This is a genomic window from Phenylobacterium sp. (assembly GCF_035944335.1).
Lineage (GTDB): Bacteria > Pseudomonadota > Alphaproteobacteria > Caulobacterales > Caulobacteraceae > Phenylobacterium.
This window is the reverse complement of sequence record NZ_DASZBG010000117.1, coordinates 1-16282: the sequence shown is the minus strand read 5'-3', so window position 1 is coordinate 16282 and position 16282 is coordinate 1. Positions and strand designations below refer to the sequence as shown.

The window sequence follows — 16282 nt, the reverse complement described above, 5'->3', positions numbered from 1 at the left end:
AAGCTTGAGCCTTGTTGCCACCGAGACGAGATCAGGTCAGGGTCTTGAGGCCGGGGTAGCAGCCCCGGCAGGGGCGTGGAAACCCCTGTGCGATGCTAGCCGGCAGAGCCCTTCTCGAGCGGCTCCGCGGCCACGCCGGATGGCGGGTCGGCGGGCCGCCCGCGATTCGAGGCGCGGCCGTCTTCTCGACGCGGGTCCCATGACCCCGGCTTCGCGGCCGGGGCGTCCCTTTGTCCGATCCGGATCAGGGACACCGCCTCATGCGTCCATCGAGCCTTGCCGCTGTCGAACCCGGACCCGAGCCGGCCGCCGACGGCGACCTCGACAGCCTCTACCGCCGCCATGGGCCCTGGCTGGCGCGCATGCTGCGTCTGCGATTCGGTCGCGAGGCGGCCGAGGACCTGGCGCAGGAGGCCTTCCTGCGCGCGGCGCCTCACCTGCGGCGCGGCATCGTCCTTCGCCCGCGCGCCTTTCTGCTGCGCATCGCCTTCAACGCCGCCCGCGACGAGTGGCGCAAGTCCGCCACCCGGCCGAGCTCCTTCGCCGGCGATCCGGACCAGCAGGCCGAGCCCGGAGCGGGGTCCGAGCAGCTCGAGGCGCTGCTCCTCAAGCAGGTCATCCTGGGCCTGCCGCCCCGAGTGCAGGAGGTGTTTCTCTTGAGCCGCTTCGGCGGGCTGACGTATGAAGAGATTGGCGAGCGGTGCGGTGTCTCGGTCAAGACCGTCGAATGGCGAATGACCAAGGCGCTCGCGATCTGCGCGGCCAAGCTCCGTGGGTAATCAGGCGCCACGGAAGGAGCGAGCAGGAATGAGACGGTCACGCTCGCGGCAGGAAGCGGCGGGTTGGTTCGCCCGCCTCGGCCGCCGCGCGGTGACCACGGCCTCGCTGCGCGAATTCCGGACGTGGAAGGCCAGGCCGGAGAACGCCCAGGCCTACGCCGACGTGGAGCGCAGCTGGGAGGGGGCGGGAATGCTCGGCCGCGACCCCGAAATCGTCGCGCGAACCTCCGCTCTGCTCGCCCGGCGGTCACCGAGGGACACAGCCGCCTCGCATTTTTTCCAGCCCGCGGCGACGCTGGCGCTCGGTCTGGCGTGCGTCGTGGTGATCGTGGCCGCGAGCCTGGCCCTCATGGGGCGTGACGTCGTCTACGAAACCAAGACCGGGGAACGCTCGGTGGTCCGGCTGCAGGACGGCTCGACCTTAAGTCTCAACACCGCCTCCAAGGTCTCGGTGCGCTTCGCCGACAAGGTCCGGCGCGTCTCGCTGGACCGGGGCGAAGCCTTCTTCGATGTCGCTCACGACGCGCAGCGCCCCTTTATCGTGGCCGCCGGCGGCGCCGCGGTGCGCGCGATCGGCACCCGCTTCGATGTGCGCCGAGACGCAGGTCAGACCCGCGTCACCCTGGTGCAGGGCGTGGTGGGCGTCTCGCAGGGCGGTCGGTCCTGGACGCTCCATCCCAATCAGCAGCTCAGGCTCGAGGCGGCGACGCCGGCCGCGCCCCAGGCGCTCGACGCCGCCTCGGCCACCAGCTGGACCGGAGGGCGGCTCACCTTCCATGAGACGCCGCTCGGCGAGGCTGTGGCCGAGGTCAACCGTTATAGCGAGACCAAGATCGAACTCGGCGCGCCGGGCTATGGCGCGGTGCGGGTCAATGGCGTGTTCGACGCCGGCGACACGGCATCGTTCGTCTCGGCGGTCACCGCCCTGTTCCCCCTGAAGGCCCGAACCGCCCCTGGCGGCGGCATCCTCCTCACTGGCTCCGGTCCGCCGGCGCCACAGGGCTCCTGAGACAGCCGCGACCGTGGCCCTTGGGATTCCAGGTCGACAAGCCACGGCGCGATCGAGATTCTTGATAGACCTGACGAACTTGACAAAGCTGACGGACCTGCGCATCTCTAGCGCCTGGAGGACGTGATGGCTCAGCTCCGCGAACAGGATCTGGCGGCGACCGCCAAGCGGACGCGCACCCCGAAGCAGGCCGGGCGCACGGGCGACGGCCAACGCGTGACGGTGAAGGCTGGAGACCAGGTGACGGAGGTTGCGGTTTCCAAGAGCCGCTATGCGCGCGTTGCCGCCAAGCCCGGGGTGGTCGGTAAGGTTATTGCGGGCTACGCCGATACCGCCGCCAAGGCTAGGCGGACCGGCAAATCGTATGTCTTCACCTTTCGAGTGACCCCGGACGGCACGGCTGAGCCGATCGCCGAGACGCCGGCGGACGATCCCCTGGACGCTGCCCTGGCGGCAGCGAAGGCGCGCGGTCAGGCCAAGGTCACCGACGTCCTCAAGGGCAAGGAGATGCTGACGGGGCGGGATTTCGGCTCGCTGATCGGGGCTTCCCACGAGACCGTCAACGTCAAGCGCAAGAAGGGTGAAGTGCTCGGGCTCGAAGGGGCGACGCGCGGCGTCAAGTATCCGCGCTGGCAGGTGACGGACGCCGGCTTGCCGCTGCCGGGCCTTGCCGAGCTCTTCGCGGCGCTCGGCCGGCAGCCGTGGACGGTCTACCGGTTCCTTCACACCGCCCACGCCGAACTCGGTGGACGCACCGGCCTGGACGCCCTGAAGGCCGGTCAGGTCGACGCCGTGCTCGGCGCGGCTCGCAACCAGGCGACCGGCGTCTTCGGATAGCATGGCGGCCCCTGCCCTGCCGGGCGCTTCGTTCGCAGGGCGGAGTCTGGTTCTCAAAGCCGTGCCCACCGGCGAGGTCTGGCGGCGAATGTACGAGACTCGCTTTCGCGATCCACTCGGGTGGGGTCCAGGACACAGCCGCTTCAGCGACCCGACCGGAACCGCCTTCGGCCTCGTCTATCTGGGCTCAAGCGCAAAGGTGGCGTTCGTCGAAACCCTTCTTCGGGACCGCGCCGACGGACGCGGCGCCGACTGCGTGGTGGAGCTGGCCGAGATCGAGAAGCGCACGCTCGCAAAAATCCAGATCGCCCAGGACCTCCGATTGGTCGACCTGACCGGGGACGGGCCGCTGCGCATGGGCGTGCCCTCAGACGTCGCCGGCGCGAGCGACCAGACCCTGGCCCAGGCTTGGTCCGCCGCCTTCTACGGCCACGAGGATCTACCCGATGGAGTCTACTACCCCTCGCGCCTCAACGAGGAGCGCTGCATCGCTCTCTATGATCGGGCGATCGGAAAGTTGCAGGCCACGGCCACGCCGAAGCTGATGGAATGCCGGGAAGAGCTGGCGGCGATCCTGGAAGATCTAGATATCTCGATCGTCTGAAGCGATCGGCGCTCTTCGGGAACGCCCTTCACGCTCGCCTGACTGCGGACATTCTGAACCTAAGCCTTGAGTCAGCAGAGGTCGTTCACCTGCGTGGGCGGACGACGACGGAATTCGGATCGTGGGCTCACTCAATTCGAAAGCGCCGGCCTCCATGCCCGCTGGGACCGGCGCCTCCAGGCCTCAGGTCTGGGCGTGGGGCCCTGCCAGCGCTCCGATCAGCGCGCGAAGGTGATGCAGCACCGCTCGACGCAACGCATCGCTCGGTAGCGCGGCATAGGCCTCGAGCATCTCCAGCGCGCCATCGGCCATCATCAGGCCGTTGACCTGCTCGATCTCGCGCGGCGCGCGATCGGAATCGAGGCCCTCGGCCAGATCGCCCAGCGTGCAACGCAAGGCGGCCGCGGTCTCCACCAGGCGGGAGAAGGAGACGCGGTTCGCGCCGCGCTCATATTTCTGGACCTGCTGGAAGGAGACGCCGAGTTGCTCCGCCAGGTCCTGCTGCGACATGCCAAGCGCGCGCCGTCGTTCGCGCACCCTCTGGCCGATCGCCACATCCAATCGGTGGGGGCCCTCGCCGGCCGGCAGTTCGTCCATATTTGCACCTCCGGCCCAATCGTGACGGCGAGAAGTCCTCAAGTCACTCAGCCGGGGCGTGCAAAACCAAGCTCGATGGACTAACAAATTCGCCCGTCGCGGGTAGGCCGGGGGATTGGCGCGGGGCATGTTGGAGTTTCGCCGATCCGGCCGCCCGCGCCGCGCCCAAGTCCTGCCGCCCTGCGCGCGCCGCGACGGCGCCGAGCCTTGTGAATTATTCTTGAAGCGCCGTCAGGGTGAGGCCGGTCTTCTCGCGTCTTCCCCGCATGAACGCCCACCCCGGCCACCCGAGCGCCGGGCCAATCAAGGGGCGCGGGGGAAATCATGACGTGCAAGGTTCAAGGACACAGGCTGCGCCGCGTGGCGCTTGTGGCCAGCGCCGCCTGCCTCCTGGCGGCGCCGTGCGCTCAGGGCGCCTCGGCGCCGCCGCGCGACATCAGCATTCCGGGGGGTTCGCTGGACGCGGCCCTGCTGCGGCTGGCCCAGGAGTCCGGCGAGCAGCTGCTCTATTCGCCCGAGCTGGTGGCCGGCCGCCGCGCGCCCCCGGTGCAGGGTCGGTTGACCAGCGACCAGGCCCTGGCCGCCCTGTTGGCCCAGAGCGACATCGAGGCGGAGCGGGCGGGACCCAAGGTGGTCGTCCTGAAACGGCGCGGCGCGGCGGCCATCGCCCCGGGAGAGACGCGCCCTTTCGGTGAGGCCGCGCAGGTCGAGCCGCCGAGCGTCCCGCGGGCCTCTGTTGTCGAAGCCCTGACGGTGACGGGCACCCACCTGCGCGGCGTGACCGACCAGCCCTCGCCGGTCCTGGCCCTCGACCGCGGCGACCTCGACCGCTCGGGTTACGAGACCGTCGCGGGCGCGCTCGCGGCCTTGCCCCAGAACTTCGGCGGCGCGGCGGCGGAAGGGGCGATCAATACCGGCGCCGACCGGTCCGGAAACAACACCAGCTACGCCAGCGGCCTCGACCTGCGCGGCCTGGGCGCCAATGCGACCCTGATCCTGCTCAACGGCCGAAGGATGGCCGGCGCCGGCGCCAAGGGCGATTTCGTCGATATCTCCACCCTGCCCTCGATCGCCGTCCAACGTGTGGAAGTCCTGCTGGACGGCGCCTCGGCCATCTACGGGAGCGATGCGGTAGGCGGGGTCGTCAACGTCCTCCTGCGACGTGACCTCCAAGGCGCCGAGACCCGCATCTCAGGAGGCGAGTCCACACATGGGTCGCCCGGCGAAGCGCAGTTCAGCCAGGCTTTCGGGCGACGCTGGAGCACCGGCGGTTTTTTCCTCGGCTACGAATACCGGACGCGCAGCGACCTGCTGGCCGCCGATCGGCCGTTCTCGGCGAGCGCGGACCTTCGGCCCCTCGGTGGGACCGACCACCGGACCTTCTTCGCCCATCCCGGCAACGTCCTGCGCCTCGATCCTGCGACCGGAACCCAGGTGGTCGGCTGGGCCATTCCCGCCGGCCAGGACGGCCGCGGCCTAACGCCCTCGCAGCTCCTCGCGGGCGCCTCCAACTTCGGCGAGCCTCGGGAAGGGGAGGACATCCTTCCCGAACAGACCAGCCATGCGGCCTACGGCGCGCTCCACCAGGACGTTGGTGAGCGCCTGGAGATCGAGGGCGACCTGCGCTTCGGTCGTCGGCGGTTCTCGACCCTCATCGCGGCGCCCACCAGCACCTTCACGGTGACACGCGCCAATCCGTTCTTCGTCTCGCCCAACGGCGGCGCCACCGATTCCATCGCCTACAGCTTCGCAAGCGATCTGCCGCAACCGGTCACTGAGGGCACGGCGCAGAGCTTCTCGACATCCTTGGGCGCACGCCTCGACCTCGGTCATGCCTGGCGGCTGGAGAGCTACGGGACCTTCGCGACGGAGACCGACGCGAGCCACAGCCGCGGTCTCCTCAACGCCAGTTCCCTGCAGGAGGCGCTGGGTTCGGTGGCCGACCGGCCGCAGACCGATTTCAACACCGCACGCGACGGCTTCTTCAATCCCTTCGCCGGAACCCCCTCCAACACCCCGGCGGTCCTGGCCTTCATCGGCGCCGGGTTCATCGACACCACCTCGCGCGACCGCGTCACCTCGGCGGACTTGCAGGCCGATGGGCCGCTGTTCCATCTGCCGGGCGGCGACCTGTCGCTGGCCCTTGGCGCGCAGGCCCGGCGCGAGGCCTTCCGCGAAGGCGGCGTCAACTTCACCTCAGGGGTGGCGCCCTCCGCGGGGGCCAAGGTGGACCTCAGCCGCACGGTCACGGCGGCCTTTGCCGAGCTTCGCGCCCCGTTCGTCTCCCCGGACAACGCCTGGCCGGGCCTCGATCGTCTCGAGCTCTCGCTCGCCGGACGCATCGAGCGCTACGACGACTTCGGAACCACCTCCAACCCCAAGCTGGGCGCGCTCTACGCGCCCCTCCCTGGGGCGCTCTTGCGGGCAAGCTACGGGACCTCGTTCCGGGCGCCGTCGCTGCGCGAACTCAGCGATGCGCCGATCAACTCACCTTCCCTGTTGCCCCTCAATGGCGCGCGCGTCCTAAGCCTCGTCCAGTTCGGCGGCAATCCGAACCTCAGGCCGGAGACCGCCCACACCTGGTCTGCGGGCCTGGAGGTCGGCCCGGAGCTCATGTCCGGCGCCCACGTCAGCGTGGACTACTTCAACGTGCGGTTCCGTAACCGCATCGATCAGCCGGCGCGCCAGAGCCTTCTCACCGCCCTCTCCGATCCGGCGCTCGCCAGTTTCGTGGCCCTGATCAAGCCCGCGACCAACCCCGCAGATCACGCCCGCATCGCGGCCCTGCTGGCCGACCCCGCCACCTCCACGGCGCAAGGCTCGTTCCCGCCGGAGTCCTATGGCGCGATCGTCGACGCCCGCTTCGTCAACACCGGCTCACTGCAGGTCTCCGGTATCGACCTCGCAGCCTCCTACGACACCGACCGCCTCAACGGCCATGTTCGCCTTGCCGCCACGGCGAGCGATCTCCTGCACTACGAACAGCAGCTGACCCCCACCGGATCCGTCGTGGAGCGGGCCGGGATCGCGGGTTTCCCCGCCAAGTTCAGGGCGCGGACCACCGCCGAATGGTCCAAGGGATCCGTCTCAGCCCTGGCCGGTGTCAATTTCATCGGCGCCTATAAGGATGCGACGGGACTCCGTATCGGCTCTCAGGAGACCGTCGACCTGCAGCTGCGGGTGGCGCCCGCCCGCTTCGCGGGAACCAGCCTCGCGCTGAGCGTCCGCAACCTGTTCGACGAGAAGCCGCCGTTCTACGACTCGCCCGCCGGCGTCGGGTACGACGCCACCAACGCCGATCCCATCGGCCGCTTCGTCAGTCTCCGCCTGGCCAAGTCCTGGTAGGGGCGACCCATGTCGCCCCGCCGATCCCTGGCGGCGCTCGCGGCCGGGCTGGTTCTGGCCGGCCCGGCCCAGGCCCGACCGTTTCAGGTGGAGGACCTGCTCCGCCTGGAATCCTTCGGTCAGGCCAAGGTCGACCCCACGGGTCGGTGGCTGGTCCTGGAACGGCGCGGACCGCATCTCTCGGCGCCGAGCTTCCACTACGAGCCCAACAACGCGTTTGCCGTCGACCACCTCCTGAAGGTGGACCTGGAGCATCCGGCAACGGCCCGGCCGCTGATCGCCGGCGATCCGGTGGGCGTGAGCCTGGGCGCCTTCTCGCCCGATGGGCGGCGCCTGGCGGTCTTCCGTCTTCGGCGCCACAGCTGGCGGCTCGGCATCGCCCAGAGTGGCTCGGGGTGGGTCCGCTGGCTTGCCCTCACCCCGGATCTCCCGGTGGAGACCCGCACCCTGCAGTGGCGTTCCAACCGTGAGCTGCTGGCCATCGTCGATCCTGCCGGCCGCCTTCCGCGCCCCCTGGCGCTGGCCGACCGCCCCGCCGAGCTGGACCCGCCCCGCTGGCGCGCGGCCGACGCCGGGCGGCCGGCCTTCACGGCCGTCGGCAGCGGAGCCTTTCTGGGCGTCAGACCGCACCCCGGATCAAGGCGCCTGCTCAGCATCGACGCCGCCAGCGGCCTGAGCCGCATTCTGGCCACGGGCGCCTTCGAGGACCTGGAACTCTCTCCCGATCGCCGCAAGGTCGCGCTCATCGTCACCGGCGACGACATCCCCATGCGGGCCGATCACCCTGCCCAGGGTCCCTACGGCAGCGCCACCCGCGCCCGGCGGCTCTGGCTCCTCGATCTGGCGAGCGGGCGGCTGACCAGGCCGTGCCCGTCCTGTGACCTGGCCAGCCACCTCCTCACCTGGTCGCCGAGTTCCAGTCACCTCCTGGTTTTCGCCAGGGGCGCCGACGGCGCCTGGCCCCACGGCCAGTTCCTGAGCGTCACGGCGGCCGACGGGGCGGTTCGCCGGATCGACACCCCTGGCGTCACACCCCTCGTCCAGCTGCGCCCGGAGATCGCGCGCGGCGCCTGGCTGGGCGAAGACCCGGTCGTCCTCGGGCGAGACCCCGCCGGCCATGGCGGCTGGTGGCGGATCGCTGGAGAAGGCGCCATTCCCCTCCTCCCGGCGCAAGCCGGCGCGCCCGATCATCTGGACCCCACCCCGACCGGCCTGCTTGCGGTCTCCGGTGGCCAGGCGTGGACCATCGACGCTGAGGGCGCGCACCGCCTGCCGGTCGAGGGCCTGACGCTCGCGCCGCGCCGGCTGCGGTTCGTCGAAGGCAGGCTCGCCTTCAACGAGACCGACGCGACCTCTATCGTGCTGGCGCGCCGGGGCCACGGAGACGGCGACCAGCTGCTGGCGCTCGGCAGTCCGCAAGGCCCCGCCACCATCCCCCTGGCCCCCACCGAAGGCCGTCTGCTCGCCTACGCCCCCTCCCGCAAAATGGCGGTGATGCTGGCCACCGACAGGCATGGGGTGGCGCAGGTCCGTCTGCGCGGGGCCGATGGTCAATTCCGGGTGGTCGCGACCATCAACGCGCGCCTCGCGGCGATCGAGCCCGCCCGGCTCGTGCAGATCGATCACCCGGGGCCTGACGGTGCGCCGCTCAGGAGCTGGCTCTATCTGCCGCCCTCGACGGCTTCCCGCCCGCCGCCCCTGGTCGTGCTGCCTTACCTCGGCCCGCGCCTGGACGCGCCCCTCGAAACCCAAGGACCGGGCTATCTGCTTTTCGCGCCGAACGCCCAGCTGCTCGTGGGCCATGGCTACGCGGTGCTGATCCCGAGCCTCCTGCGCGCGCCTGGCAAGGAGCCGATGGATGGGCTCGCGGAGCGATTGCTTGCGATCGTGGAGGCCGCGGCGCGCGAGGCCCCCGGCGCCTTCGATCCGCAGCGGCTGGCGCTGTGGGGTCACAGCTACGGCGGTTACACCGTGGAAGCGGTGATCGGCCAGAGCGACCGCTTCACGGCGGCGATCGCCTCGGCGGGGCCCAGCGACCTCATCGGCATGTGGGGGACCTTCGGCGCGACCTGGCGGGCCGATCCCACCGAAGGGCTCGGCGTCTCGTGGAGCTCCGGCTGGACCGAGACGGCGCAGGCGGACATGGGGGCGCCGCCCTGGGCGGACCCCCAACGCTATATCCGCAATTCGCCGATCTTCTTCGCCGACCGCATCCACACCCCCTTGCTGATCCTCCATGGACACGACGACCAGCTGCCGATCGGCCAGGCCGAGGAGATGTTCTCGGCCCTCTATCGGCAGAACAAGGATGCCGAGCTGGTCACCTATTGGGGCGAGGGCCATTTCGTCGCGAGCCCCGGCAATGTTCGCGACCTCTACGGCCGCGTGTTCCGCTGGCTGGATGAGCATCTCGCGGGCGGGCCATGGCCCCGGCCTTCTTGTGGGTGCAACGATTAGGTCCTGGTCGGCGCGTGGCGACAGGATCGCTCCGCTGATCGAGTTCGCCAGATCATCACGTCCGCGCAGAGGAGCGGCCCGAATCCCTCGCCGACGTTTGGCGACGGGCAGCGTAGCGACCGGGTTCAGTAACGGTCGGCCAGGCGCCCCTTGGGCGTTTCGCTGAAGCTCGCGACGGGATAGGGCAGCATCTGCGCATTCCAGACGTCGTACTCGGCGCGCAGACGGTGGAAGATGGCCGGCTCCGCGGCCTGGCGGTCGGCCCGCTCGCGTTCGTCCTGGGCAAGGTTGAACAGGTACTCGTGGCCGGCGATTTTCAGATATTTCCAGTCCCCGGACCGGACCGCCGACTGCTCCGAGGCCTTGTAGCGCCAGAACAGCTTGCGCGGATGGGGCGGCGAGGCGCCGGTCATGACCGGGATCAGGTCCTCGCCATCGGGCGGATAGGTCGGGTCTGGCCGCAGGCCCGCCGCCCCCAGGAGGGTCGCCATCCAGTCCATCCCAATGAGCACCTGCCCCGAGGTCCGCCCGGCCTTGATCCCCGCGGGCCACCGGACAATCCCCGGCACGCGGATACCGCCTTCGAGCAGTTCGCCCTTCATGCCGGTGAGGGGCCAGGTGTCGGAAAACCGCTCGCCGCCGTTGTCGCTGGTGAACACCACAAGGGTGTCCTCGGCCCGGCCAAGACGATCCAGAGCCGCCAGCACCGCGCCGACCGCGCTGTCCATCGCCTCGACCATGGCGCCGAACACCGCCTCATTGCCGCTGTCAGAGTCGCGCAGGCTCTTCAGCTTCGCGGACTTGGCCTCATCTCCCGGACCTTCCCACGGCCAATGCGGCGCATTGAAGTGCAGACTGACGAGGAAGGATTCCGTGGGCGGCGTGGCTTCGATGCGCCGGATCGCGGCCGCCGCCAGCAAATCGGTCAGATACCCCTTGGGCTGGATGACCGTGTCATTCTCGAAGAGAGGCGCACCGGCATAGTCGGCCGCCGCGGCCTCTTTCTCGGTCGGCCGACGGAAATAGTCTGTCGCGCCCGGGTGGAACCCGAAGAAGTAATCGTAGCCGGCCTTGGCCGGACCGGCGCGGCCGCCGGCAAGGTGCCATTTCCCGACCAGAGAGGTGTGATAGCCGGCGGCCTTGAACAGCGACGGCAAGGTTGGTCGACCCTCCGGCAACCGCAGGCGCTCCCCATCCTCGTCGGAGGCGATCGGCTGCTCCAGGCCCACGGCGATCCTGTCCTGATAGCGGCCTGTGATGATGGCTGTCCGGCTGGCTGAGCAGACCGCGGAATTGGCGTAAGCCTGGGTCAATCGCACCCCCTGCGCCGCCAGCCGGTCGATGTTCGGCGTGGCGAGGCCCCGGCGGCCATAGCAGCCGAGATCGGCGAACCCGAGATCGTCGGCCAGGATGAAGAGGATGCTGAGCCGCCGGCCACCGGCCGCCTGTCCCGGGCCGGGCGACCCCGCGGCAAGGACGGCTGCGCCGGCGCCTGCCAACACCGAGCGGCGATCTACAGCGCCGGAGCCGCGGGTTTCAATGTCGACACCCGTGCTCATTCCGCGCCCCCGTTCCGGGAAGCTTAGGCGGACTCGTTGAACGACGGCTAGGGGTCGAATGCGGTCATTCCCTTCGGGCCCGAGAGCGCTCCCTCCAAACGTCCGAGATGGGTGGGGAGCGGACGATCAGGGGATCGCCGTTGCGGTCCGCTGTCCGGCGGAGCGGGTGATCCGAAGGCTCGGCGAGGGTCCCTTCGGGGTCAGCACAAGCAAGTCCTTGATCTCAGGACCGCCCCCGGCTTCGATCACCCAACGGCCGTCCTGGCGCACGAGATCGACATCGGCGAGGTCTCGCGCCCGCCACCAGTCGCCGAACGCGGTAACCGAACCGACCCAGGCGCGGTCGCGCCAGTCGCGGACGAGCTGCGTCTCGAACGCCAGCTTTCCCGCCGTGACGTCGGGATGGACCAGCACGACCACAATCCCATGACCGCGAGCCACGCGCTCGATCACACCGTTGGCCGCACCCTGGCGCTTCACGATGCCCGGCGGCTCTTCGTCCTCGATGGTGACCGGGAATTCGAAGACCGGAGACAGGGCGTCGTCCGCCCGCCCGTTGGTCAGCTGAAACGGGAGATGGGTCAGGGTCGCGTTGGCGGTGATCGACGATGAATAGCCGTAGCCCGTGGCGGCGAGGGCTTGAGGCAGCTTGAAGGGGTAGGCGAGATACCCCGGCCGGAAGGTCCGCACCCGCGTGGAGAGCAGGCTCTCAAGCAAGAATTTCGAGACCCGAAGCTCGCCGAGAATGGTGGCGTCCTTCGTCGTCTTGGCGTCGACCACGAATGGCACGTAGTCGGGATATCGCTCGCGGCCCGTCCCAAGCTCCATGGCCTTGAAGGTTCGCGCGTGCGCCACGCTGTGGCTCTCCACATCCATCCCCGACCTGGCCAGAGCCTTCAGCATGGGGACGGTGCGGTCGTTGAAGAAGATGTCGTCGTTGTAGTCCCTGACGTACTTGGTCTGGACGAAGAAGGTGGCGTCGACATTCAGGCGGCGGAGCGCCTCGCCGTAGGTTTTCGAATTGACCACCGAGCGCGTGAAATCGACGTCGTGGCTCAGTAGGATCGCCGTGTCCTTGCCCGCGGGAACCGTCGAGACGAGCCAAGGCATCGGCTCGTTGGCAACATAGAGGTCACGGACCCAGTCGACCAGGACGTCCAGAGAGGGCTCGTAGCCATTGACGTAGGTCCGTCCGATCCCCTCTGCGCGACCGTTCATGGCGCGCCCGGCCAAGGCCCCGAGATCGACCCCCATTAGACAGGCCTGTCCGACGGTCGTCCGGCACGTCACCGCGGCGCTGCCATCGTCGAAGGTTCCCAGCACCCGGGCCGTCGTCGCGCGATAGCCGATCGTCCCCATGTCGTCCTCCCCCGAATGGCTGACCGCGATCAGGTCTTCCTGCGGCACGCCGGTGCGGTGGGACCAGGCCACGGCGCTGCGCGCGCGGGACTCCACACCGTCTTCGACGCCGAAGAGCGGCTCGAGACCGCCGCCGGCGAGCTCGAAGCCGAGCACCGTACCGCCCGACCGCACGTGGGCCGCCAGCGCGCGCAGGGTGTCGCCGCTCAGGGCGCGTCCCGAGATCATCGGGTAGACGAGGATCACCCGGTGCGTGAGCGCCACCGCCGGATTGCGCGTGAAGGTGACGGGAATACCGTGGGCTCGAAACGTCCGGACCAGACCCAGCCAGCCCGACGACGGATCGGTGACCAGCACCGCGAGGCGGTTGGGCGACCCGTGCTCGAAGTCTTCGATGCGTGCGCCGGCGGGAGCATCAAGCTTGCTCGCCGCGACAGGTCCGGAAACTCCTTTGAAGATGTAGACCCGCGACGCCTCGGGATTCTGGAACACGATCCACCAGACGGACACGACGACGACCGCGAGCAGGAAGAAAACCGGTCGGAAACGGCCAATCATGCGCGGCGAAACCCGGCTCGGGCCATGGCCCCCCAGGCATGCTGCCGGCTGACGTACTGGTAGGTGCCCCAGAGCCGCCACAGGTTGTTGAGCTGGCGGTAGCCGAAGTTCTCGACGATGGCGGCGCCCATCAGCGTCAAGAGGCTCCCGACGTCCGGGAAGCGGCGGAGCTCCGTCTCTTCCAGGGCGAGCGCGCCGACGCTCATGACCACACCGAACCCGAAGCTGATCGCCAGGAAGGCGAAGAAGTATTCCCGGTCCAGCACACCCAGGATCCAGAACGCCGGAACGAGGAGATATCCGGCGATCTCCACGAGCGGCCCCAGCACATCGACCGCGAGCATGTAGCCGAAGCCGAGGAACCCGATCCGGCCGAACCGTGGATTGAAGAACATGTCGGAGTGGCCGACGAAGGTCTCCAGCGCGCCGCGATGCCACCTGGCGCGCTGGCGGGCCAGGACCGACAGGCTCTCGGGCGCCTGGGTCCAGCAGACCGGCTCTGGGACGAACTCGATCCTGTAGTCGCGCTTCAGGGCGAGGTTGTGCCGGTGTAGCCGGATGACCAGCTCCATGTCCTCGCCCACCGTGCCCAGCCGGTAGCCGCCGATCTCGAGCACGGCGTCGCGACGGAAGAGCCCGAAGGCTCCGGAGATGATCAGCAGCGAGCGCACCTCGCTCCAGGCGAGACGCGCCATCAGGAAGGCGCGCAGGTATTCGATGGTCTGCAGCAGGGCGAGCAGGTTGGTCGGCGTCCCCACGCGGGTGAGGCGGCCATCCTTGATGTCGCAGCCGTTGGCCAGGCGCACCGTGCCGCCCACCGCGATCACCCGCTCCGGATCGTGCTGGAACGGCCCGACAGCGCGCAGGAGCGAGTCCGGCTCGAGCAGAGAGTCGGCGTCCACCGAGCAGACGATCGGCGCCCGGGACAGGTTGAGGGCGGCGTTCAGGGCATCCGCCTTGCCGCCATTTTCCTTGTCCACCACCACCAGGCGAGGCTGGTGCGGCGCGCCGTAGATGTTCCGTATGGGCGCGTGGGGCGCGATGTTGTCGTGGGCGCGCTCGATCGGCACGAGATCGAACGCCGCGACCAGCGCCGCCAGGGTGTCGTCGGTGGAACCGTCATTGACCACCACCACCTCGAAACTCGGATACTGGAGTGAGATGAGCGAGGTCACGCTCTCCACGATGGTGAGGGTCTCGTTGTAGGCCGGCACCAGGAGCGCGATGGCCGGCGCGTTGCCCGCATAGCGGCGCCAGAGCTGCGCGGCGTCGTCGATGCCCCGCTTTCGGCGCAGGGCTATTCCGGCGAGACCCAGCTGCCACAGGTTGAAGACGCTCTGGGCGAGACCCATGACGATGACCGATCCGGCGATGAACCGGGCCCACCGCGCCAGCGCCGGAAGCGCGTCGGCCCACGACATCATGCGCGCGCCGTGCGGGCCGGCCGTCCGGCCGCCGGCGCGCCGAGCAGAACGGCGGCGGGCCCGTGCTGCGTCTCAATTCCCAGCCTGCTCAAGGAGGCCTCGGCGGTGAAGCGGACAAGCCAGACGTGATCCATCAGCAGAAGGATCAGGCCGTTGACGAAGCCCGCCGTCTGTTCGTCCGCGTTGGCCTGGGCGCCCGCGCACCGCACACGCCAGTCCGGATCGCGCAGGGCCTTCGGCAACAGCGGCGCGAAGCCCGGCGGCATGGTCTTGCCGAGCGCGACGACGGCGGCCGCGCGAACTTCCGCCCGGGGGGATTCGGTCTCGCCGATCAGGGCCGCGACCGCTTCGGGCGAATGGATCGCGCTCAGGGCCTCGATCAGCAGTATGCGGGTGCGCGGCGCCAGGTCCTTGCGGCCCATCGCGGCGATCGCGCCAGGCGGATCGGCGGCGACCACGAGCTGCAGGAGTTCGGCCAGCCCGGCCGAGAGGAGAAGTTGCTTGCGCTCGATGTGGCCAAGGACGCGGGCCACGGGCACCGCCCCCCCGGCCTGCAGCAACGATCGCAGGGCCGCGAGCCGGACCCGCCCCCCACCGCGCCGCGCCGCTTGCAAGAGGACCGCACGGGTCGCGGACCCCGGGAGGGCTCCGAGGGCTTCGACGCTGGCCAGACGCGACGGCCCAATTCCCGATATCGCGCAGTCGCGCAGCACCCGATCAACCCCGGCTCGGCAAAGGGCGTGAACCACGACGTCGAGGTCGTCGCCGCGAACCATGGCGACCAGCGAGAGCAGCGACTCGGCCATCAACAGGGCGTCGGTCCTGTAGGGCGCCAGAATCCTCCGCGAATCCTCGCGGCCCTGCAGGATATCGACGAAGGCTGCGTCCACCGCCATGCGGGCCGCGGCCCGGCGCGCGGCGCGGCGCTGACTGAAGAGCCGAAGCACGATCAGGACGCTCATCCAGAACACGGCCGCGCTGGCGAGCACGAGGGCCGCGATCCAGACGACGGTCACGGCGCGCATGTCAGAAGCGCCCGGTCAGGCCGACCGTGATTTCATTGCGCGTGTAGGCGTTGCGCACCTCGCGAACGCCGCCAAGCCGCAGGCTCAGGCGATCGTTGACCCGCCAGGCGAGGCCCACGATCGTCGCCTTCACAGGCACGGTGACGCCGTCGGTGGACTCCGGCGCGGCGATCCACCCGGCGGAAAGCTCCAGGACAGGGGTCGGCCGCCAGCTGGCGGCGAGGCCGTAGCCGGTCCGGTAGGTCTTGGTCTCGTCGATCACATTGATCATGCGGGCGGTGAGATCCAGGCGCTCGCCCGCCAGCAGGGTCACGAAGGGGTTGGCGATCCAGACGTCGCCGACGGCGTATCGCGACCAGCCGCCGTCGATCCCGAGCTTCGCGGACAAGCCGGCGCCCAGCGGCATGGGCGTGGCCTCGAGGCCGCCGTGCGCGGAAAGCTTGGGCCGGAAGTGCGCGTTCGGCGCGCCGCCCACTGCGAGGTACCCGCCGGGGGCGCCGATCTGGACCTCATAGTAGGTGTCCTGGAGGTTGAACTGCCGGACCCGCTCGAAGCCGGCGGTGATCGAGACCTTGTTCGGCAGCGTCCGGCCCAGGAAGATGGAGGCGCTCTCACTGCTTGGCAATCCGCGTGACAGGGAAGCATGGCTGGCGGACAGATCGAGCCGCCAGGGATGGGCGAGGCCGCTGCGCGCCCGCGCGATCTGGGCGACCAGGTCCGTGACCTCGG

Annotated in this window: 12 protein-coding genes; 6 read left to right on the top strand and 6 right to left on the bottom strand. The window is 69.6% G+C overall.

What is annotated here, in order from left to right:
- Nucleotides 1-260 precede the first annotated feature (260 nt).
- From VGT80_RS17765 to VGT80_RS17750, 4 genes are all read left to right on the top strand, one after another.
- On the top strand, nucleotides 261-779 hold the full coding sequence (locus tag VGT80_RS17765) for an RNA polymerase sigma factor (RefSeq protein ID WP_327457990.1): 519 nt from the start codon (nucleotides 261-263) through the stop codon (nucleotides 777-779).
- Nucleotides 780-807: 28 nt separating this feature from the next.
- A complete protein-coding gene (locus VGT80_RS17760) occupies nucleotides 808-1788 on the top strand; it encodes a FecR family protein (RefSeq protein ID WP_327457989.1) in 981 nt (326 codons plus the stop codon).
- Nucleotides 1789-1914: 126 nt separating this feature from the next.
- Nucleotides 1915-2625: a hypothetical protein gene (locus tag VGT80_RS17755; RefSeq protein ID WP_327457988.1), complete on the top strand. Its 711-nt coding sequence runs from the start codon at nucleotides 1915-1917 to the stop codon at nucleotides 2623-2625.
- Nucleotide 2626: 1 nt separating this feature from the next.
- A complete protein-coding gene (locus VGT80_RS17750) occupies nucleotides 2627-3229 on the top strand; it encodes an RES family NAD+ phosphorylase (RefSeq protein ID WP_327457987.1) in 603 nt (200 codons plus the stop codon).
- Nucleotides 3230-3412: 183 nt separating this feature from the next.
- Here VGT80_RS17750 and VGT80_RS17745 read toward each other — a convergent pair whose 3' ends face one another.
- A complete protein-coding gene (locus VGT80_RS17745; protein ID WP_327457986.1) occupies nucleotides 3413-3826 on the bottom strand; it encodes a helix-turn-helix domain-containing protein in 414 nt (137 codons plus the stop codon).
- Between the two features lie 360 nt (nucleotides 3827-4186).
- On the opposite strand from VGT80_RS17745, the gene VGT80_RS17740 reads away from it, so the two are divergent.
- Both VGT80_RS17740 and VGT80_RS17735 read left to right on the top strand, forming a co-directional pair.
- The gene (locus VGT80_RS17740; protein ID WP_327457985.1) at nucleotides 4187-7171 is read left to right on the top strand and encodes a TonB-dependent receptor; all 2985 of its coding nucleotides are present in this window, start codon (nucleotides 4187-4189) and stop codon (nucleotides 7169-7171) included.
- Nucleotides 7172-7180: 9 nt separating this feature from the next.
- Entirely contained in the window at nucleotides 7181-9628 is a 2448-nt protein-coding gene (locus VGT80_RS17735; protein ID WP_327457984.1) for a S9 family peptidase, read from the top strand.
- Between the two features lie 125 nt (nucleotides 9629-9753).
- On the opposite strand, the gene VGT80_RS17730 is transcribed toward VGT80_RS17735, so the two are convergent.
- The 5 genes from VGT80_RS17730 to VGT80_RS17710 form a co-directional block, all read right to left on the bottom strand.
- On the bottom strand, nucleotides 9754-11127 hold the full coding sequence (locus VGT80_RS17730) for a sulfatase family protein (RefSeq protein ID WP_327457983.1): 1374 nt from the start codon (nucleotides 11125-11127) through the stop codon (nucleotides 9754-9756).
- A 186-nt stretch (nucleotides 11128-11313) separates the two neighbouring features.
- A complete protein-coding gene (locus tag VGT80_RS17725; RefSeq protein WP_327457982.1) occupies nucleotides 11314-13104 on the bottom strand; it encodes a polysaccharide deacetylase family protein in 1791 nt (596 codons plus the stop codon).
- Entirely contained in the window at nucleotides 13101-14528 is a 1428-nt protein-coding gene (locus VGT80_RS17720) for a glycosyltransferase (RefSeq protein ID WP_327457981.1), read from the bottom strand. The genes VGT80_RS17725 and VGT80_RS17720 overlap by 4 nt, the downstream gene beginning before the upstream one ends.
- Nucleotides 14525-15553, bottom strand: a complete 1029-nt coding sequence (locus tag VGT80_RS17715) for a HEAT repeat domain-containing protein (protein WP_327457980.1) — start codon at nucleotides 15551-15553, stop codon at nucleotides 14525-14527. Before VGT80_RS17715 ends, VGT80_RS17720 begins: the two co-directional genes overlap by 4 nt.
- A 1-nt stretch (nucleotide 15554) precedes the next feature.
- Nucleotides 15555-16282, bottom strand: a 728-nt coding sequence (locus VGT80_RS17710; RefSeq protein ID WP_327457979.1) for a YaiO family outer membrane beta-barrel protein, incomplete at its 5' end; no start/stop codon positions are given.